Genomic DNA, 20,806 nt, shown 5'->3' on the forward strand with positions numbered 1-20,806 from the left:
ATCCACGCCCATTACCGGAAGCACATGCGCACATTCCGCTTTATCCTTCTCATCCTCATCGCCCTCGCTTCTGTCGGCGCGGCGGTGCTCCTCACCATTGACGGCAACCTGTCCCGCATCATCGGGCGCACCGCTTTCAGTTCCGGAGAACGGCTTTTCCCGTACACCCGGGAAGAAATGAACGAGGTTTCCTGGATGCGCATCAATTGTGTGGGGGATGTCGCGGAATTCCGCCGCAAACCCAACGGCGTCTGGTGGTGCGAAAAGCCCTGGAACGACCGTATGGATCCTCGCGCGGCGGCGGCCATTCTCCAGTACACGTACTCCACCAGCATCGTGGACGCATTGCCCCTGCACAAGATTGATTCCGCCTCCCTGAAGGAATTCGGCGTGAAGACCACTCCCGTTACCATCACTCTCAAGGAAATGAGCGACGACGGAAAGCGTTCCTCCACCGTGGCGCGCTATACGCTGGGTTCCCCGGCGCCCTGGCTGGTGGACGATCCGGAAAACAAGACCACGGATGACACCACCTATATGCAGACGGATTTCTACGGACGGGACACCCGCATTCTGGTGGGCACCGGCAACATCCTCCCTCTGTTCAAGTCCGGCATCCGCCAGCTTCGGGACCACCGCCCCCTGCTCCTGCATCCGGCCATGCCCGCCTCCATTGAGATCAATAACCGGGGCCAGCGCATCGCCCTGGAGCGCAAGACTCCCGGCTCCCCCTGGAAAATCACGCATCCCCTTTCCCTGGATACGGACCCGGCCATGATGGAGGTGCTTCTGGGCACGCTTCAGAAGCTGACCGCCGTGCGCGTGTACAACCCGGAGGAAACAAGCGTACCGGACATGACGGATGATCAAATCACCTCCGTCTCCATCAGGAATTTCACAGGCAGCCTTTCAGGGGACGGCAAATCCCTGCAAATGGAGGAACAGCCCGTCACGCTTAGGATTTACCCTCCCTCCGACAACGGCAGCCTGTCCGAACTGGTCAAGGCCACCGTTTCCGACCGCAAGGCCGTCTTTGAACTGGCGCAAACGACGGAAACCAACAAGGAAATCCCCGGCGTACGCAATATTCCGCTGGATCTGGATCTTTTGCGTTCCAAGCAATTGACGGACATCGGGGATTACAAAATTACCGGCCTTTCCATCCGCAAGAGCTTTCAGGATTATCCCACCATTGCCCGCTTCATTCAGGGAGATGAGAAAAAAGGCATCAAACCCACCTGGCTGTACACGGCAGAGGGCGCCCGTTACCAGGAAGCTAATCCGGATCATCTCATTTCCCTGCTGAAAACCGTTAAACAGGGAAAAGTGGCCGGCTTCGCCTCGGACAAGGCTACGGATCTTTCCGTGTACGGGCTGGATAACCCCAGAATGACGCTCACCATGTCCCTTCTGCCCAAACCCGGTGAAGAACCCCGCCCCCCCGTGACGGTGTTTTTCTCCAAGGGAGCGGACGGTTCCTGGTATGCCCGACAGGCCGGGAAACCCACCGTCGCCATACTGGACAACGCCTACATGAGGGATTTGCTGGCAAATGCCCTGGCCTGGAAAAAAAAGAGGCTTCTTTCCTTCAGCAGGTTTGACCTCAGAGAAATGCACCTGGACCGCATCGGTTCCGGAGGCCCCCTGATTCTAAAATTCGACCGTCTGGACGATTCATGGACGGCTTCCAGGAACGGGAAGGATGAAACCCTGAATATCAACCCGAACCGCGCCAACCGCTATCTGGACGAACTGGAAAAAATGGAGGTGAGCGCCTGGCTCCCCTATACGGACGTCATGGCGCATGAAGCCCTGAAAAATCCCGTTTTCCGCCTGAAACTCGTCCTCCAGTCTTACAAGGATGCGGGCCCCATGCCAACCAAATCCGGCGCCGGCGATATTACCTTTGCCCCGGAACCGGAAACGGAAGACAAAGTCATCACGCTGGAAATCGCCCCGGCGGGAGAAGCCGGATACAGCAGGTTTTATTACGGCAGAGTCAATACAACCCCGAATTATTTTATCCTGAACATGGACGCCGTACGTCTGCTCGGCGCCAGCCTTTCGGAAGACAACTAACCATTCCTCCCGCATGAGCAAGATTGAGCTGCACACCGCCATTTCCTTTCTGGACGGAATCCTTTCCGTGGATTCCATTCCGGACGCCTCCCGCGCCCTGAACGGCCTTCAATTGGAAAACGGAGGCACTGTTTCCAAAGTGGCCGCCGCCGTGGACGGCTCAGAAAAGGCCATTCATGCGGCCCTGGAAACAGGGGCGGACCTGCTCATCCTTCACCACGGCATTTTCTGGCAGCCCATGCAGCCCATTACCGGCATCGCCTACCGGAAGCTGAAAGCCGCCATGGACGGGAACCTGGCGATTTACGCCGCCCACCTCCCTCTGGACGTCCACCCCGCATACGGCAACAATGCCCTGCTGGCGAAGGCCTGCGGCCTCCGTTCATGTTCTCATGAAGGGCTGGACTATCACGGCGTTTCCCTCGGTACGCACGGAGAATTTTCAGGCACATGCGCGGAATTGGCGCAAAAGCTGGAAACCGTCCTCGGCGCGCCCGTGCAGGCCTTCTGGCAGGATTCCCCGGAGGCTCCGGCCGGAAATGTCTTCATCTGCACCGGAGGCGCGGGGGACGATCTTGCCCAGGTCGCAGCCCTCGGCTGCGGCACCTACGTAACCGGGGAAGGTTCCCACTGGAACATCCCCCTGGCCCAGGAACTGGGCGTCAATCTGGTCTTCGGCGGCCACTACTTCACGGAGACGTTCGGCGTAAAGGCCTTGGGGCTTCTTCTCAAGGATGTTTACGGGCTGGACTACACTTTTATTGACCTGCCGCCTTCCTCCTACAGCCATTGACCAAACGCCGCGGAACATGAATCTGACTACGGACGACGCCGACGGAAAAATCCGCCTGGACCAATACCTTGCCGCCCACCTTCCGGAACTTTCCCGCTCCAGAATCCAGAACCTGATCAAAAGCGGGGACGTATTGGTTAACGGTTCTCCCGCCAAGCCTAAAAACCCCGTTTCCCGCGGCGACTCCATCACCGTCCGCATTCCGGAGCCGGAACCGGCGGAAGCCCTTCCCCAGGATATCCCCCTGGACATCCTGTATGAAGATGAAGACGTGATCGTCATCAACAAGGAAAGCGGCATGGTCGTGCATCCCGCGGCCGGCAACCCGGACGGCACCATCGTAAACGCCCTGCTCCACCACTGCGGGGATCTCTCCGGCATCGGCGGAGTGGAACGCCCCGGCATCGTCCACCGCCTGGACAAGGACACCTCCGGCTGCCTGGTCATCGCAAAAAATGACGGCGCCCACCAGTCCCTGACGGCGCAGTTCGCGGCCCGCAGCACGGAAAAGCGTTATCTGGCCGTCGTCCAGGGCATTCCTTCCCAAAGTTCCGGCACGGTCTTCACCCATATTGGCCGCCATCCCGTGAACCGCCTGAAAATGGCGGTAGTCAATCCCGGTTCCGGGAAGGCCGCCATTACGGACTACGATTTGCTCTGCGCGGACCCGGCCACGGACTCATCTCTGGTTCTGTGCACGCTGCACACGGGAAGAACCCACCAGATACGCGTGCACATGCTCCATCTGGGCCATCCGCTCATCGGGGACCCCATTTACGCCAAGCCCGCCCGGCAGAAGGCCAAACCCGGCCGGCTCATGCTCCACGCGTGGCGGCTGGGCTTCGACCACCCGCGCACGGGAAAGCGCATGGAGTTTGAAGCTCCCGTCCCGCCGGAATATACGCCGTGGCTCCAACTCTTCCCCAACGGGCTTTACGGGACCATTCCGGAGCCCCGGAAGAGACATGACGGGCAAGGCTGACACGTCGCGCCCTTTTCCGTGCGCCGCACACAGTTCTCCCCTCAGGAATGTCAGAGGCGCAACCGGCGCTTCCTGCGCAGGAACAAAAGACTGCCGCCTGCAAGAAGGAGAGAAAAAGAAGCCGGCTCCGGAACCGCTTCAATCAGATTCAGGCCATAGGCGGAGTCAATGTAATAGTCGAGCGTTGAGTGGTACCCGTCCATATGAAGATAACCATTTTTTTCAGTCAAGGAGCAGGAACGCAACGCGGTCGTATCATCATCGGAGTCAGTAAAATAGATTTTGGTAAGCAGCCCTGTTCCGTCATCCCTGTCGACTCCCCAAAGTGTGATCGCGTGCCCCATGGCATCATTCGCAGAAATGCCAAGACTTACCCCATAGCAGGAATTCAGGGAAGAAACGATAAAATCGGAACAATAAGCGGAAAACGTGTCGTACCCGGACGGGAGGCTGCTGGACGTTTCCGTCGTCATATCGTTCCAATAATAGATATATTTCGTTGATACAGCTTCGGGTTATAATACCCCCCTCCCCATGTTGACGGATCCAGCGTATGCGGCATGGAATACCCATACTCATCAAGCCCGAAATCATAAGGCAAATAGCTTCCCTCATACCACCATTCCCAAGCATACTGGGCGGCGCCGCCCAAATCCTGAAAGGAATTGACATAGGTTCGGAAAATATTCTCCCCGGTCGGAGTCCCGTTATTCGCGCAGGAGGCATAGGAGCTATTCTCTTGCCACCAATTGATGAGGTTGGAAGCGGAAGCGGCCCAGCACAAGTAGGTATCTCCATTCCACGATTTGTTGAAATCGCTCCATCCGGATTCCTGCGTTACACCGTAGGTCCAGACAGAGCCGGAAAAAGCCGGAGAGGAAGAGAGCAAAACGCCGACACAAAAAGCATAGAGGGAATGATATCTCATGTTTTATTTCGTACTTTTTTTTATTCCAAAAACAAGTTTTTAATGGGAAGGACACAAAAAAACTTTCTCTTCGCTCGGCAACTCTATTTTCGTCTCATCCTTCCCTGCCCGGTTGAATTCCATCAGAAAGAAGATTCTCTTCATCTTCTTTTTCCCGTGAGCGGAAAATTCCCGTTTTCCCCATTGCTCCGGGCCGCACCGTTTCCGGGCAGCAGCAGGAGCTTTAATCTTGATTTGCCCCCCCGGAACCGCTACCTTGACACGGCTTTAACCACACAGCTTTCACAGAGACATGGAGACCACGCACCACGGGGAGGACGCCTCTCCGGACAATCCCCCCAGGCAGCAAAAAAGCGGAAACACGGATGAACAGACCATCGCCCTGACAAAGGCGCGCCTGGCTATTGACGAGGTGGACGCCCGGATTGTAGAGCTGTTAAAAAAACGCGCCGAATGGGTGCATGAAGTCGGCCGCATTAAAAAGGAAAAAAATTCCCCCATCTTCGTTCCCGAACGGGAAACGGCCATGCTCAACAAACTGAACCGCCTGAATGCGGGCGTGCTGCCGGAAGCCTCCCTCCAGGCCATTTACCGTGAAATCATTTCCTGCTCCTTCTTTCTGGAAGGCGGCCTGACCATTGCCTACCTGGGCCCCAAAGGGACCTGGAGCCATCAGGCGGCTCTCAAGCAGTTCGGAAAAAGCTGCGAACTCATTCCGTGCCAGAGCTTCAAGGACGTGTTTGACATGGTGGACCGGGGAAAGGCCCAGTACGGCGTAGTTCCCGTGGAAAATTCCTCGGAAGGCTCCGTCACCGCCGTGATGGATCTTTTCGTCACCTCACCCCTCAAAATCTGCGCCCAGATCAATCTGAACATCCGCAACAGCCTGATGGCGGATATTCCGCGGGAACACATCCGCATCCTGTATTCCCACCCCCAGGTCCTCGGCCAGACGAGGAACTGGATCCAGCGGCACTTCCCGAACGCGGAACTCGTGGAAACGTCCTCCACTACGAAAGCCAGCATTCTTGCCAAGGAGAACGCCGCCATGGGCGCGGCGTCCCTAGGCTGCCCGCTGGCTGCGGAATTGTTCGGCCTGAACATATTGGAAGAAGACGTTCAGGACCAGTCCTGCAACACCACCCGTTTTGCCGTCATCGGACGCCAGGAAACGCAGCCCAGCGGCAGGGACCGCACCTCCCTGCTCATCCGCATCCAGCACAAACCCGGCACCCTGGCGGAAGTGGTCAACTGCTTCCAGCGGCACAATAATAACCTGATACGCATTGAATCCCGCCCGTCCAAAGTCATCAACTGGGAATACGTCTTCTATATAGACGCCGCCGGCCACATTCAGGAATCCCCCCTCCGGGAAACCCTTCCGGAGCTGGAACAGCACTGTTCCATGCTGAAAATTCTGGGCAGCTACGCGGATACGGACGTCATTTAAGCCGGTTCAGCTTTCCCCCCAGCCTCACACCATCCTGAACAACCATGAACATAGCCACGATTGCCGCCCTGGCCGTCACTCTGGGGCTTCCCGCCCCGGCCCAGCAGTCCGTCACTAAAATCATTACGGAAAACGGGCAGCCCTCTCTGGCCCTGGACGAACAGTTCGCGGCCCGGCTGCGCGGCGGCGGAACAAAGCAGAACTCCCCGGCCACCGTTCCCTCGGAATTTTCGGCAGCCGCGCCCGGACTCCCCCTCCCCGCGGATGCCAACCATGCCGCAGTCAGGGAAACGGCGGAGGAACGCAACCGGCGCATGGAATGGTGGAGGGACGCCAAATTCGGCATGTTCATCCACTACGGCCTGTATTCCGGACTGGCCGGGGAATGGAAAGGCAGGCCCGGAGGTTCCGAATGGATTCAAAAAAACGTGGAAGTGGATACGGACACCTACGCCGCGGAAGCCCTGCCCCTGTTCAAGCCCAGGGAAGGCCTGACGGAAGAATGGGCCCAGCTCGCCCGGGATGCGGGGTGTCAATATATAGTGCTCACCAGCAAGCACCATGAAGGCTTCGGCCTGTTTGACAGCGCCTTGACGGATTACGACGCCAAAAGCGCCGTGAACAGGGACATCATCCGCGAATATGTGGACTCCTGCCGCAGGCGCGGCCTGAAAGTGGGCCTCTACCACTCCGTCATTGACTGGCACCACCCGTCTTATGACAACACCATCTGCCCGGACCTCTGCTACCCTGCGGGGCAGGCGGCCATGCTTAACAGGAAAAACATTCCCCGCGACCACGCCGCCTACCAGAAATACCTGCACGCCCAGGTCCGGGAGCTGATGACCCGTTACGCGCCCATCGACATCATGTGGTGGGACTACTCCCAGGGGGCCATGGAGGGGGCCAAAGGCTGGAAAGCGCCGGAACTGATGGACATGGTGCGCTCCATCAATCCCGGCGTCATCATGAACAACCGCCTGTACGCCTATTCCGGCCTGAACAAGGACCAGGCCGGAACGCTGGACCTGCGCTGCGGGGACTATATTACTCCGGAACGCTTCATCCCCCGGCGCGGATATCCCGGCGTGGACTGGGAATCCTGCATGACGGTGAGCGACAAATGGGGCTACAACCGCTACGACACCAACATCAAGTCCCCGGAAACCATCATTGAAAAACTGGTGGAATGCGTTACCAAGGGAGGCAATCTTCTGTTGAACGTCAATCCCATGGCAGACGGCACCATTCCGGAAAAAGTGGCCGCCACCATGCGCGGCGTAGGCCGGTGGCTCAACATCAACGGTGAAGCCGTGTACGGCACACGGGCATTCATTCAACTGGACCAGCCGGCCTCCATCAATCGGCAGGGGGATATCTTCGTCTTCCTGATTCCGCCGCCGGACAAGGGAGCGGCCCAGCCGCCCAGCGAAGGAACCATGAAAGAACTGACGGCGGGCGCGGAACACGCCCGCATGCAGCCGCTGGACGCCACCGGTTATGAAGATGATGAGGGAACGGCCATCACCCTGCCCGCCGGCTATTCCAAAGCATTGCTTTTGGGGGACAACGCCGTCCTTCCCGTCGTCAACGGAACGGTTCTGTTCAAGGCTCATGAACATTCCAAAACACCCTGTTCCGTCATCAAACTGAGCAAATAGCCATTGTTCCCACTCATTTTTCCTATGGAGGAAGACCTTTTTTCCCTGGCAGCCGGCAAACAGCCTTCACAGCAGGCAACGAATGAAACGGCATCCCGGGCTGGGGAGGCGCGGGAAAACGCCGGCGCCGGCCACCCCGGAAACGCGGAGGAAACCGCTCCCCGCCGCATAGACTACCTGCGTGCCGAACTGCGCCGTCACAACCGTCTGTATTACGAACAGGCGGAACCGGAGATTTCCGACGCGGAATATGACGCCCTGTTCCTGGAGCTGGAAAAACTGGAAGAAGCCCACCCCGAACTGGCGGATCCGGACTCCCCCACGCGCCGCGTAGGCGGCGCCCCCCTCCAGGGCTTCAACCAGATCAGGCATGCGGTGCCCATGTTGTCCATTGACGACATTTTTGAGCAGCGGGACGCCCCCGTGCCGGATGAAGAACTGGCGGAATTCTACCATAAGCTGGCCAGGGCGCTGCAAACGGAGAAAGTTCCCGTCTCCGTGGAACCCAAGATTGACGGAGTGGCCCTTTCCATCATGTACCGCGGCGGGAAGCTGGCTTACGCGGCCACGCGCGGAGACGGAGACGTTGGGGACGACGTAACGGCCAACGTACGCACCATCCGCAGCGTTCCCCTCACTCTCCCCCCCGGCGCGCCGCCCGTGCTGGAAGTGCGCGGGGAAGTCTTCATGCCCAATGAAGCCTTCGCCAAACTGAACGAAGAACGGGACGCCGACGGGCTCCCCGCCTTCGCCAACCCGCGCAACGCCACCGCCGGAACCCTCAAGCAGCTGGACCCCCGGCAGGTGGCCGCCCGTCCGCTGGCCTTCCTGGCCCATGGACTGGGCGCGTATGAAGGCCCGGAACTCAGGGACGCAAAAGACTTCTGGGACATGCTCCGCCATTGCGGCATCCCCTGCAATGAACCGGTGTATTACACGGACAGCCTGGAATCCACCCGCCAGGCCGTGCGGGATATTGACAGCCTCCGCCATACGCTCCCCTACGGCACGGACGGAGCCGTGATTAAAATCAGCTCCATGGCTACGCGGGAAGCGCTGGGCGCTACGGCGCGCGCGCCCCGCTGGGCGGCGGCGTATAAATTCCCCCCGGAACAGAAGGAAACCACCCTGCTGAATATTATCGTGCAGGTAGGACGCACCGGGGTGCTGACGCCCGTGGCGGAATTGCGGCCTGTGCTGCTGTCCGGTTCCACGGTGGCGCGGGCCACCCTGCATAACCAGGATGAAATCGACCGGAAGGACGTCCGCATCGGAGATACGGTGCTGGTGGAAAAGGCGGGGGAAATCATCCCCGCCGTTCTGAAAGTGAACCTCTCCAAACGCCCGGAGGACGCCAGGCCCTACAGCATACTGGAAGCCACGCGGGGGCTGTGCCCCGCCTGCGGCAATCCCATCATGAAGGAAGAAGGGAAAGTAGCCTGGCGCTGCACCAACTTCACCTGCCCCGCGCAGGCCGTGACGGGCATCACCCACTTCTGTTCCCGTTCTGCTCTGGATGTGGAGAGCATCGGCTCTTCCGTGGCGGAAGCGCTGAGAAGCTCCGGTCTGGCATCTTCTGCGCTGGACCTTTTCTCCCTGACTACGGACCAGCTCGCCACCCTGAACCTGGGCACGCCGGAGGAACCGCGCCGCTATGGGGAAAAAAATGCCCGGAAAGCTCTGGACGCCCTGCAAAACGCGCGCGGGCTTCCGCTGGAACGCTGGCTCATCGCCTTCGGCATTCCCCTGGTGGGGGAAGTTGTCGCCAAGGCGCTGGCGGACACGCATCCCGACCTGAAGCATGTGGCGGATTCTCCCTACCTCCGGGACATCGTCCGCCTGGATGAACTGGTGGAACAGGCCGCCAAAACCAACCCCAACACCCGCGACAACAAAAAGGCGGTGAAGGAAGGCGCGCTTTCCGCAGAAGCGGTACAGGAACGCCACCAGGAACTGATGGAGGAAATCGACCTCCTGACCGCGCCCTATCTGGCAACGGGCTACCTGCGTAAAAACACGGCCAAATTCAGCTATGGCTCCGAAATAGGCGTGGCGGCGGCCAAATCCCTCCGGAGCTTTTTCGCCTCCGCAGCAGGGAATCACACCATGGACGTCCTGAACGGATTGGGCATCAATCCCCAGTCCCAGTCCTACCGGGCCAACCTTCTGGAAATCCCGGCGGGATCCCTGTCCGGAAAAACCTTCGTCATTACGGGAACGCTCAGCCATCCGCGGGACTACTTTGAACAGCTTATCGCCTCCCACGGAGGAAAAGCTACCGGGGCCATCTCCAAATCCACCTCCTTCCTCCTGGCAGGCAGCGGAGGGGGATCCAAGCGGGACAAAGCCCTCAAGCTGGGCGTGCCCGTCATTTCCGAGGAAGACTTCTACAAAATGATCGGAAATTAATTGCCGCAAAACAGCGGGAACGGGAAGCAAAAACTGAAGCGCACGCACCATGCGTCCGGCTGCCTGTATCTTCACATTCCCTTCACTTTTTTTCGTGCGCCGTTTTCCGGAAATTTCATTCCTGAATCCAGCAAAAAAGCTTGCTACAGGCTGCCATCTGCCCCCTAATAAACCGCGTATGCTGAACCTGCCCAATGCCATTACCCTGACGCGTATTGCCCTGGTAGTCGTCTTTACGGCAGCAGTCAGCGTCGCGGACCAGTATTCCTGGGGATACCTGGCCGCCCTGGTCACGTTCATTCTGGCTGCCTGCACGGACTGGCTGGACGGCTACCTGGCCCGCCGCCTGAATCAGGTCACCACCTTCGGCAAGCTGATTGACCCCCTGGCGGATAAAATAGCCGTCTCCGCCGCCTTCATTTACCTGACGGAGGAAGGGCTCTGCCCCGCCTGGATTACCATTCTCATCATTAGCCGGGAATTCCTGGTCACCGGACTGCGCCAGATCGCGCAGGATCATGGCGTCATCATCCCTGCGGGGACGTCCGGCAAATGGAAAACCGCCTTCCAGCTGGCCTTCTGCATCGCCTGCCTGCTGGCCCTGACATGGACGCATACGCCGGAATACCTGCCCTCCATCGCGGACCGGCTGGCCGAGCTCTGCCTGTGGCACGGTTCCGGCGCATCCAACTTGCTGTACCAGGTTACGCTGTGGGGGTCCGTCCTCCTGACCGTTTATTCCGGAGCGGTTTACTGCGCGGGCGCCCGCAAATTCCTGCAACGCTGAACGTTGTCTTTTCCCCATCCGTCAGGAGGGTAAACAGCATTTTTCATTTTCCGGAACATTCCGTATCCCGGGCGCATGATTTCATTCCGCCAGGCTCCTGGATAAAAGAACGCACACGCTGAACCTTCTTCCATTGCTCTTCGTGCGCATGCAGAAAAGTCCCGCCCCCTTGAAGCCATCCATCCTTTGTTCCGGGAGAGGAGCGCCTGTACAGGCCTCAAGCCTCTTTACCTGTCCCTGATATGACGTTCCTCAAAAATATTGAGGGGATCATCGTGCTTGGCAGTTGGTCTGCCTCCGATACTGCCTGATTTTTGTTTACCGGCCTTTTCCCATAATCTTTCCAGGGAAACAGGAGTTCCATTCAAATCATACCGGCCAAGAGCAAACTGTTTACTGTCCCTGTCAAAATAGTAATTGTAACAATCCTTTCTTGGATAACAAAAAGACTTTTTGTTCGGGGCGGAAGCAAAAAACTGTAATGATCCCGCTTCAGAATCACGAATCGAAATCTTTCCTTCTTGATCAACGCAAAGAAACAACGAATAAAAGATACCCTTTCGAGCATCATAACTGTGCCATCGGCTCCAAGCGTCATCCCTTCCCTCCTCACCCCTTATCCCGCCAAAGAGAAGCTCCCCGTCTTCCTTCCGTTCAACAAAAGTCTGTACAATATATAAATAATCTCTGCTGTTTTCCCTGTACCACGCAACATATTTTGAATCATTCTTTGCTCTCCTATCAACACGAACACCAAAAACAACCTTTTTCTCATCATTATCAGCGTACAATGTGTCTTCCTGTTCAAGAGTTACATATCTTTCATCCAATTTGTAAAATAATTCCTGCATGACACTCTTCCATTGAGGTTCATTGGAATATAATGGGGTTGGCAGATACTCCCCGGTAAAAAGGTTTGTACGCATGGAAATAGACTTCCTCTTTTGCAACATTTTCTTTAAATATTTCATATTGAAAGAATTATCTTCTTTCACAAAATCCACCGGATATTTGTAATGATACGAATTTGCCTGTTCAAAAAGAGCATCAATAACATTTTGATAATATTTTATCCCTGCCTCAGGAGTAAGACGTTTTTGTTTCGCTTCAGCAAGAAATCTGACAAATGGATGCTCCTTGCCATTCCTGCCGGAATCCGGAAAACCGGCTTCCCCGCCCCGGTTTTCCTCCCGCGTCAGATTATTCAATAACCGCTGATCAGCTTCTGAAAGTTTTTCCAGTAAAATGGTTTTGACCTTTCCTCCATTCACGACCAGCTGAATTTTATTACCCACCCTTCCCTCATACGTTGCTTTTAACTGATGCCCCGTCACCGCTGTCCAAATCCGGGGCTTGCTTAAATCCGCCCTTTCTTCCGATTGGAAATCCGCAAAGAGAGGACTGCCGCAACATACGGCCAATACGGAAAAAATGACCATTCCATTCTTTATTTTTGTTTTCAGGGGCATAACTCATTTAACATGGTTTATCCAGTGAATAAGTATACGGATAAGGAATCCGCTGATTGGAATATGTTGTCTCTAACATGGCGGTCTGCATCCCTGATGCAGATGAACCCTGAATTGGAACAGGAACAGGACCTCTTGGACGTTTCCCCTAAATTGTTCACCAAAAAATGAATCAGGCCATTCATACGCAGAATTTAGGGTTGACGGCGGATTCCTTACCCGCTTCATCCAATAATCCGTTTATACTCAGTTCCTATAAAAAATTCATGACGAAAACTGTTTCCAAAGCGGAGGGGAAAAGGAGCTTCCAGGAACCAGCCGGTACCGGAATATGGAGCCATGACAGAGCAGGCGTTTTTATTTTTCTTGACAGATGCTCTTCGTCGTGTTCTGATGAATCCGTTCCCGCCGAATGGTGTTTGGTTGTTGATTGTTGATAGTCATTTGCGGTTGGCGGAATACGGGCGTCCCCGTCTTGACCTTTTCAGTATCGCTTCTGCGGGCTTTTTGGTTCCGTTATTGTCGTGATTCCGTCAGTTCATTGCAGCCGGGGCGCATTCACAGACACACCCACAGACATGGTATCGACTACATTCAGGGAGCTTGGCTTGTCGGCTCCCATTCTCCGCCAACTGGAGAACCTGGAGTACAAGACCCCCACTCCCATCCAGGCCGCCAGCATCCCGCTGCTGCTGCGGAACAAGGACCTGCTGGGGCTGGCGCAAACCGGAACCGGCAAAACGGCCGCGTTCGCCCTGCCCCTTATTCAACATCTTTCAGAACGTCCCGAAAAACCGCCGGGCCGCCGGGTGAGGGCGCTTATTCTGAGTCCCACCCGGGAACTGGCCGCGCAAATTCATGAAAACATCCTCGCCTACGCCAGAGGGCTGCACCTGTCCACCGCCGTCATTTTCGGAGGCGTGGGGTATGCTCCCCAGTTCAAAAAGCTGGCGGACGGTCTGGATATTCTCGTAGCTACGCCCGGCAGACTGATTGACCATCTGGAACGCCGGACTGTCAGTCTGGACAGCGTAGAAACCCTGATTCTGGATGAGGCGGACCATATGCTGGATATGGGATTCGCTCCGGCCCTGAAAAAAATCGTCTCCAGAATCCCGGAAAAACGCCACACGCAAATGTTTTCCGCCACAATGCCGGAAAATATCCGGCAACTGGCCCAGACCCTGCTTCAGGAACCGGAAACGGTGAGGGTCTCCCCTCCCTCCTCCACGGCGGACAAGGTGGAACAGTTCCTTTGCATGGTCGGCTCCCAGGCGGAAAAAAGGCCCCTTACCCTGAAACTGCTGAAACAGCAGGAGTTGCCTGGCCGCACGCTTATCTTTACCCGGACCAGGCACGGAGCCGACCGCCTGGCCTCCTTCCTGTCCGGAAAGGATTATCCGGCTTCCGCCATTCACGGAGATAAAAGCCAGGGCACGCGCGAACGCATGCTCCGTGAATTCCGCTCCGGGGAAACGCCCGTCCTCGTCGCCACGGACATCGCCGCCCGCGGCATTGACGTGAAAGACGTGCAGCTCGTCATTAACTATGACCTGCCGGAAGAACCGGAGGTCTATGTGCACCGCATCGGCCGCACGGCGCGCGCCGGAGCCGCCGGGCAAGCCATCGCCCTCTGTTCCCCGGAAGAAATCAGAAAAGCCAGGGATGTGCACAAGCTGCTGGGACGCCTCATTCCCGTGCACGCTTCCAGCGCTTCCGTTCCTGATGAATTGCGTACGGTTCCGGGCGCGTGCAGGAAAAGGAGCAACTCTATGCAGGAAAAACGTTCCTCATTCCGCAGGGGGCCGCGGAAAGGATACGGAAGACGCAACTCCGCCGGAAGGCACGGCAGCCGTTCGGAGGCATGATTTTAATCATTCAAAAAAACTTTTGAACGGAATCGGAGCCTGCCCGGTCTCACTTGCTGCAAACGGTTCGCCGGACCGTTCCAGTCGGGAAGCTTCAACCGGAGTTTCAATCATGAAAATAATCTCGTTCATCATCAAGACACTGTGCGCGGGCACCGTCGGTTCCCTCGCCTGCCAGGCCGCCATGCAGGCTTACGCGGATGACGTTCCCTCCACCTTCGTGGAAGGAAACTATTCCCCGGAAGTAGCCAGCTACGTGCAGAGCATCGCAGGCGTGGCGCTGGCCTCGGGCATTCATGATGATGACGAAAACGCCACCGGCAGTTATCAGGTTCTGGTCCAGGTCCTCAACAGCGGCAATGTAACGGAATTGCCGGAAGACCTGAAACGGGCCATTGAGATGCTGACCGACTACGTTCCCGACCCGAACGCGATCATCCAGCCGGTTCTGTCCAAAAAGCAGATCGAAAGGATGAGGAAAATGGCGGACCGCATTGAAAACCTGATGGAGGAAAAATACGGAGTGGACCTGGAAGACTGCATGAACATCATGAAGCGTGCGCTGGCCCCGTCCATCCCGGACATCCTCCGCTCCTGCGGCATGGAAGGCTCCCGGCTGCCCGCCACCACCGCTTTCCGCCCCAGGCTGGGCAAGGCTCTGAATGAGGCCTATGCCAGGCTTGCGGCTCCACAACTTCCCGCCGCCGGCATGGCGCCATAACCGGACCATCTACGGATGATCGGGAAGATGATTCCGATTCCACGGCATGCGGGCCCCAGCCAAGGGCCCCCTGGATAGAAGCCGCAGGAAACGGAATGATCTTCCCCTTCTCCGGGAACGGAAACGGCAGCCAGCGTCGGCGGCAACAAGCAACACCCTCCGGATGTCCTCCGATGCAGGGCCGATCCTTCGGAACGCGGAGCGGCGATACGCCCGCTCCCCTGCTTTATTCCCAAGCAACGGCATGCAACATCGGCACAACCGGATAATGCCCTTACAAGCCCCGTCCTTCCTGCTCTGCGGCAGGGACGGGGCTTTTTCCATGTCCGGGATTTTCAGAAGGCGGCGGCCTTCCCTCCTGATTCCCTCCCGGAATCAGGAACGCTCCTTTTTGACAGCGGAATGCATTTTTTTCACCATCCGTGAAAGAAAGATTCTCAAGCCGCAGTACCTGTGGTAAACTGAGAATTCAAATCTTTCATATAATTACCATTCATGGATCATTCATCATCACGCCGTCGTTTTCTTCAGACTCTGGGCCTGGCTACTGGCGCCCTGGCTGCCGGTCCCTTTGCCAACGCCCAGGAAGTCGCCCCCCTGGCTCCCAAGAAAATCACCATTCCGGACCCGAATAACATCGGCCCCATGACCACCTGGCCGCCGCGCAAGCCCGGCGCCATCTACATGGGCGGCTTCAGGGCACCCAAGCTGGACAAGGTGCGCGTAGCCTTTGTCGGCGTGGGTGAGCGCGGCTCCATGCACGTGGGCCAGATGGCCGTTATAGAAGGCGCGGAAATCGTCGGCATTTGCGACCTGTATGAAGACTGGGCCAAGCGCAACGCGGACGTCGTGGAAAAGAAGACGGGCAAGCGCCCCCCCATTTTCACGAAAGGACCGGAAGACTACAAGCGCATGATGAAGGAAGTCAAGCCGGACGCCGTCATCGTCTGCCCCAGCTGGGAATGGCACTGCCGCGTTACCTGCGACGTGATGAAGATGGGCGCCCACGCCTTTGTGGAAGTGCCTATGGCCGTCTCCATCAAGGAACTCTGGGAAATCGTGGATACTTCCGAAGAAACCAGGAAGCACTGCATGATGATGGAAAACGTCAATTACGGACGTGAAGAACTCCTGTACCTGAACATGGTGCGCCAGGGCGTCATCGGCGATCTGTTGTACGGAGAAGCCGCCTACATCCATGAACTGCGCAACCAGATGAAGCAGGTGGAACGCGGCACCGGTTCCTGGAGAACCTACCACTACGCCAAGCGCAACGGAAACGTGTATCCCACGCACGGCCTCGGCCCCATCGCCCAGTACATGAATCTGGCCCGCAAGGACGACTGCTTCGGCCGTCTCGTGTCCTTCTCCAGCCCGGCCCTGGGCCGTCCCGCGTACGCCAGGAAGAATTTCCCGGCGGACCACAAGTGGAACAAGCTGGACTTTGCCTGCGGCGATATGAATACCTCCATCATCAAGACCACCATGGGCCGCACCGTCCTGGTGGAATGGGATGAAACCAGCCCGCGCCCCTACTCCCGCCTGAATCTCATCCAGGGAACCCTGGGCACCCTGGCCGGCTTCCCGACCCGCGTAGCCGGCGAAAAGCTGGGCAATGGAAATTATCACGAATGGATTGAGGGCAAAGAAAAGCTGGCCCCCATTTTTGAAAAATACGAACACCCGCTCTGGAAGCGCGTCGGTCCGCTGGCCCTGAAGATGGGCGGCCACGGCGGCATGGACTTCGTGATGCTCTTCCGCATCATCGAATGCCTCCGCAACGGCGAACCGATGGACCAGAACGTTTATGAAGGAGCCTTCTGGTCCTCCGTCTCCGAGCTTTCCGAATACTCCGTGGCCCAGGGCGGCATGCCCCAGGTGTTCCCGGACTTCACCCGCGGAGACTGGAAAACGACCGCTCCGCTGGGCATTGTCCAGTAACAGCCGGTGACCTTCCCCGGCCCGGAGCTTTTCCGCCTCCACGGCGCGCTTCCAGGCCGGGGCAAATGCCCTCTTTGCAAAAAAACAGGCCCAGCTTGCAAGCGGCCTGTTTTTTATTGCGTCAATGACATCCAATTCCAGAAGTTGAAAAACGCTGCAAGCGCCCCACTTGTCCGGAAAGGCTCCGTATGGCGCCAAAAAGCGGAATTCCATGAAATTTTTTTCCTCTCCCGGAACGTATACAGGATTGAAAAACGTTTAACGGGGCATGTTTTCCGCCCTGTCCCTCTCCCATAGGGGAATGCCGTTTCCTTTACATCGCACACGCCTCCATGCTTTCCTACTGCACCAATATTCATCCCGCCGAATCCTGGGCGGAAACCAGGGAAGCCCTTTTCACCTGCGTTCCCCGCATCAGGCAGGAACTCGCGGCAATGGACTCCCCTTTGAAGAATCTCCCGCTGGGCATCGGTCTGCGCCTGTCCGCCAGGGCGGCGGCGGAACTTCTGGAAACGCCGCACGCCGTGGAAGCCCTGAAATCATGGCTGGATGACCAGGGCGCGCGCGTGGAAACCCTCAACGGTTTCCCTTACGGTAATTTTCACGGGCAGCGCGTAAAAGAGCGCGTTTTCCAGCCGGACTGGACTACGCCGGAACGTTTTGAATACACCTGCAACCTGTTCCGCATTCTGGCGCTCATTGGAGACGAACAGGCTGACAGGCTGACCGTCAGCACGCTCCCCGCCTCACACAGCTGGTTTCATGCGGATGAAGAACGCCTCTTTTCCCGGCTGGACGCCATGAGCGGATTCCTGGATATGCTGGGCAGGCAGACCGGCCGCCTGATGCAGCTGGGGCTGGAGCCGGAGCCATTCGGGCATTTTCACGATACGGAAGGAGCCATCCGTTTCTTCAACGGCCTTCGCAACTATTCCCGCCGTCCCGAACTGATCGAACGCCACCTGGGGCTGACATACGATACCTGCCATTTCGCCATTCTCCGGGAAGAGCCGGAAGCCACTCTTTCCGCCTGGGAGGAGAACAACATCGCCCTCTGCAAGGTTCAATACTCCAACGCCCTGGAATGCCGCGTACGCGGTGAAGAAGACCTGGAACGCCTGCGCCAGTTTGACGAAGGCGTTTATTTCCATCAGACCAGCATCCGCAACCAGAACCGCACCATGCTTTTCCCGGACCTGCCCAATGCTCTGGCCTATGGACGGGACTATGCGGAGGAAACGCGGGATTCCCAATGGCGTATCCATTACCACATTCCCCTGTACGCTTCTCCGGAACCACCCTTGAAAGGCACGGAAGAATTCATCCTGAAAACGCGCCATTTCCTCCGGGACCGCCAAGGCCCGCAGCCGCACCTGGAGGTGGAGACCTATACCTGGAGCGTCCTGCCGGACCACATGAAGATGCTCCTGGCAGCCCAGATTGCCCGTGAACTGCATTACATTGAAACCCTGTAACGCCATGACGCCCCGCATGCATCCCTACGCCGTCCTGTCCTCCGGATTCCTGCTGTTGTCCACCGGTCTTTTCTCCTGCACGCTGCTTTCCACGGTTTCCTCCGGGGGACCGGAAACGCCGCGGACCCTGGGCGCGCGCATGGAAAAACACACGGAAGTCCTGCAAAAAGACATCGGGGTCAGAGACGCCGGCCAGCCCAAATCCATGGAAGCCGCCGCCAAATACATCGCCGGGAACTTCTCGGACATGGGGTACGCCGTCACCATGCAGCCGGTATCCGGAGGAAACGCGGAAAAAGGAGAGGCCATTTACAACATCCTGGTCTACAAGCCCGGCCTGTATTCCAGCAACCAGAGCATCGTCGTGGGGGCCAATTACGATTCCAGCGGACGGCGCAACAACGGCAGCGGAACAGCCCTGCTGCTGGAGACGGCGCGAGGCCTGAAGGACATCCCCACCAATCACAATATCTATTTTGTCGCGTACGCGAATGGAGCGGAACCCACGGGGAAATCCATTCCTTCCGGCGCCTGCGTGCATGCCGGCGCCCTGAGCGGCAGCATCGGGGCAGCCAACATCCTGGGAATGATCAATCTGGAACCCCAGAAGCCGGATGCCGGAGGGGAACGAAAACAGCCGGCCCCGGAATCCTCCCGGGAAGCCGTTCTGTTCGTGACCACCCCGCACGGCAGGAAATTCGCAGGCCAGTGCACCGCCCCCTTCGCCAAATCCTGGGATCAGGCGCCCACAACCTTTTACCGGGAACCTTCCGCCCTCACAGGCAATGACCGCCATTACGCGGTCCTGGGCATTCCCACGGTCTCCTGCCGGTGCAGGTATCCCGTCACGGATGCCCGCACGGAAGAGTATGTGCAGGCGCTGACGGACATGATCCACCAGGTAGCGGACAACGACGCGCCCGAACCGGCAAAAAACGCCGATCAGGACGGGAAAACATCCTGACGTTTCCCTCCCTCCCCGTTACCGGGACAGCTTTCTCCTTCCGTGGCCCCCGCCCAGCACCAGCACGGGCATGAAGGAAAGAGCCACCAGCGCAATAACCATAGGCATCCAATTGTCGGAATACCTCTGCATCAGGAACGAAGTCAGGGACGGGCCGGCCAGTGTGCCGACGGAATAACTCAACAGCAGAAGCTGGTTCATGGTCACCAGTTCATCCCGGGAGGCTTCCTCGCATCCCCAGGCCATGGCAACAGGGTACAGGGAAAATCCGGCCAGCCCCAGAGCAATCAGGGAGGGAGCCATCAGCCCTCCCTTCAGCATCAGCCCGGCACAGGCCGCCGCCACCAGCAGGGACTGGCATTTCATGACGAAAGCGCGGCCGTACCTGTCCGCCAGCCTCCCCATGGGCCACTGCCCCAGAATGGCAGCGGCAATCAGCAGGGCCATCCAGTATCCCACGGAAGAGTGGCTCATGCCCTGGCGCTTCAAAAACAGGGGCATCAGGCAATAAATAGTACCCAATACCACACCGGAAATCACACATCCCACAATGCCCAGAAAGACGCTGCGGCGCCTCAGCAGTGTCCGGATCTCCACATGGGAGGAAGATGAAATCTCCCCATTGCCCGATTCCAGACGCGCAAACATCAGCGGAACCATGCCCGCTACTGATAAAATGCACACTTCCGTTGCAATCAGAGACATATCGCTGGGGAACCAGCCCAGAAGCAGCTGCCCCAGCACCGTACCCAGATAATAAACCACCATGTAGGAAGCCAGAAGAATGCCGCGGGTTTGCAGCGTTCCGGCCCTCAGCAGGGCGCTCTCCACCACCACCCAGACCAGGGCGCAGCTGATCCCCGCCAGCAGCCTGAGGCCGCTCCAGGCCGGCACGCCGGGAAACACAGGCAGCAGAACGGTGGACACCGCGCACAAAAGGCATGCATATTGGTAACTTCCTTTGAATCCGGCCCTTCGGATCACGCCGCCAGCCAGCAGCGTGCCGGCCAGGTTCCCGAGAAAAAAGAAAGCCCCCACCAGCCCCGCCTCCCAGGTGGCGGCATCAACTTGCTCCATCCACAGGGGAACAACCGTATTCAACACGGCAAACGCCACTGTCTGGAAAAAAAGCCCCGCCAGCAGCAGGGCAATAGGCCAGGTAAATGTACGCATCACGATAAAGCGGGGACTATAGCACCAAAGCCGCACCAGTCAACCGCCTCTTCCGCCGGAAAGAAAAACAAGAAAAGCGCCTCAAGAACAAAAGACACATTTTATT

17 protein-coding genes are annotated in these 20,806 nt (G+C 57.6%); 13 read left to right on the forward strand and 4 right to left on the reverse strand.

The features are described 5' to 3' along the window. Positions 1-24 precede the first annotated feature (24 nt). From CI070_RS06655 to CI070_RS06665, 3 genes are read left to right on the forward strand one after another with little or no spacing between them, the layout of a single operon-like run. On the forward strand, positions 25-2,079 hold the full coding sequence (locus tag CI070_RS06655) for a DUF4340 domain-containing protein (RefSeq protein WP_094135987.1): 2,055 nt from the start codon (positions 25-27) through the stop codon (positions 2,077-2,079). A 13-nt stretch (positions 2,080-2,092) separates the two neighbouring features. Beyond that, positions 2,093-2,872, forward strand: coding sequence for a Nif3-like dinuclear metal center hexameric protein (locus CI070_RS06660; RefSeq protein WP_094135988.1), 780 nt, complete (start codon positions 2,093-2,095; stop codon positions 2,870-2,872). A gap of 16 nt (positions 2,873-2,888) precedes the next feature. Then, entirely contained in the window at positions 2,889-3,854 is a 966-nt protein-coding gene (locus CI070_RS06665) for an RluA family pseudouridine synthase (protein WP_094136079.1), read from the forward strand. 50 nt (positions 3,855-3,904) lie between these two features. Here CI070_RS06665 and CI070_RS06670 read toward each other — a convergent pair whose 3' ends face one another. Continuing rightward, the gene (locus CI070_RS06670) at positions 3,905-4,327 is read right to left on the reverse strand and encodes a PEP-CTERM sorting domain-containing protein (protein WP_094135989.1); all 423 of its coding nucleotides are present in this window, start codon (positions 4,325-4,327) and stop codon (positions 3,905-3,907) included. After that, positions 4,324-4,782, reverse strand: a complete 459-nt coding sequence (locus CI070_RS06675) for an IdeS/Mac family cysteine endopeptidase (RefSeq protein WP_094135990.1) — start codon at positions 4,780-4,782, stop codon at positions 4,324-4,326. Before CI070_RS06675 ends, CI070_RS06670 begins: the two co-directional genes overlap by 4 nt. A 292-nt stretch (positions 4,783-5,074) precedes the next feature. On the opposite strand from CI070_RS06675, the gene pheA reads away from it, so the two are divergent. The 4 genes from pheA to pgsA all read left to right on the forward strand — a co-directional run bounded on the left by pheA (position 5,075) and on the right by pgsA (position 11,089). Beyond that, positions 5,075-6,232: a prephenate dehydratase gene (gene pheA / locus CI070_RS06680; RefSeq protein ID WP_094135991.1), complete on the forward strand. Its 1,158-nt coding sequence runs from the start codon at positions 5,075-5,077 to the stop codon at positions 6,230-6,232. A 44-nt stretch (positions 6,233-6,276) separates the two neighbouring features. Beyond that, positions 6,277-7,893, forward strand: a complete 1,617-nt coding sequence (locus CI070_RS06685; RefSeq protein ID WP_094135992.1) for an alpha-L-fucosidase — start codon at positions 6,277-6,279, stop codon at positions 7,891-7,893. Between the two features lie 24 nt (positions 7,894-7,917). After that, positions 7,918-10,302 carry an NAD-dependent DNA ligase LigA gene (gene ligA / locus CI070_RS06690; protein WP_094135993.1) on the forward strand — a complete coding sequence of 795 codons (2,385 nt, stop codon included), beginning with the start codon at positions 7,918-7,920 and terminating at the stop codon, positions 10,300-10,302. Positions 10,303-10,480: 178 nt separating this feature from the next. Further along, positions 10,481-11,089, forward strand: a complete 609-nt coding sequence (gene pgsA / locus CI070_RS06695; RefSeq protein ID WP_179218346.1) for a CDP-diacylglycerol--glycerol-3-phosphate 3-phosphatidyltransferase — start codon at positions 10,481-10,483, stop codon at positions 11,087-11,089. 227 nt (positions 11,090-11,316) lie between these two features. Here pgsA and CI070_RS06700 read toward each other — a convergent pair whose 3' ends face one another. Continuing rightward, positions 11,317-12,558 carry a hypothetical protein gene (locus CI070_RS06700; protein WP_094135994.1) on the reverse strand — a complete coding sequence of 414 codons (1,242 nt, stop codon included), beginning with the start codon at positions 12,556-12,558 and terminating at the stop codon, positions 11,317-11,319. A gap of 339 nt (positions 12,559-12,897) precedes the next feature. Here CI070_RS06700 and CI070_RS06705 point away from each other — a divergent pair, with 339 nt between their 5' ends. The 6 genes from CI070_RS06705 to CI070_RS06735 all read left to right on the forward strand — a co-directional run bounded on the left by CI070_RS06705 (position 12,898) and on the right by CI070_RS06735 (position 19,527). Next, entirely contained in the window at positions 12,898-13,086 is a 189-nt protein-coding gene (locus CI070_RS06705; protein WP_094135995.1) for a hypothetical protein, read from the forward strand. A 50-nt stretch (positions 13,087-13,136) separates the two neighbouring features. Then, positions 13,137-14,426 carry a DEAD/DEAH box helicase gene (locus CI070_RS06710; protein WP_094135996.1) on the forward strand — a complete coding sequence of 430 codons (1,290 nt, stop codon included), beginning with the start codon at positions 13,137-13,139 and terminating at the stop codon, positions 14,424-14,426. A gap of 112 nt (positions 14,427-14,538) precedes the next feature. Further along, complete coding sequence (locus tag CI070_RS06715; RefSeq protein ID WP_094135997.1) at positions 14,539-15,147, forward strand: hypothetical protein; 609 nt, start codon at positions 14,539-14,541, stop codon at positions 15,145-15,147. Positions 15,148-15,642: 495 nt separating this feature from the next. Then, on the forward strand, positions 15,643-17,088 hold the full coding sequence (locus CI070_RS06725; protein ID WP_094135999.1) for a Gfo/Idh/MocA family protein: 1,446 nt from the start codon (positions 15,643-15,645) through the stop codon (positions 17,086-17,088). A 332-nt stretch (positions 17,089-17,420) separates the two neighbouring features. Then, on the forward strand, positions 17,421-18,563 hold the full coding sequence (eboE, locus tag CI070_RS06730) for a metabolite traffic protein EboE (RefSeq protein WP_094136000.1): 1,143 nt from the start codon (positions 17,421-17,423) through the stop codon (positions 18,561-18,563). A gap of 4 nt (positions 18,564-18,567) precedes the next feature. Continuing rightward, positions 18,568-19,527, forward strand: a complete 960-nt coding sequence (locus CI070_RS06735; protein ID WP_094136001.1) for a hypothetical protein — start codon at positions 18,568-18,570, stop codon at positions 19,525-19,527. Positions 19,528-19,545: 18 nt separating this feature from the next. On the opposite strand, the gene CI070_RS06740 is transcribed toward CI070_RS06735, so the two are convergent. Then, positions 19,546-20,700: an MFS transporter gene (locus tag CI070_RS06740; protein ID WP_094136002.1), complete on the reverse strand. Its 1,155-nt coding sequence runs from the start codon at positions 20,698-20,700 to the stop codon at positions 19,546-19,548. Between the last annotated feature and the right edge of the window lie 106 nt (positions 20,701-20,806).

The organism is Akkermansia muciniphila, from assembly GCF_900184965.1.
GTDB lineage: Bacteria > Verrucomicrobiota > Verrucomicrobiia > Verrucomicrobiales > Akkermansiaceae > Akkermansia > Akkermansia muciniphila_A.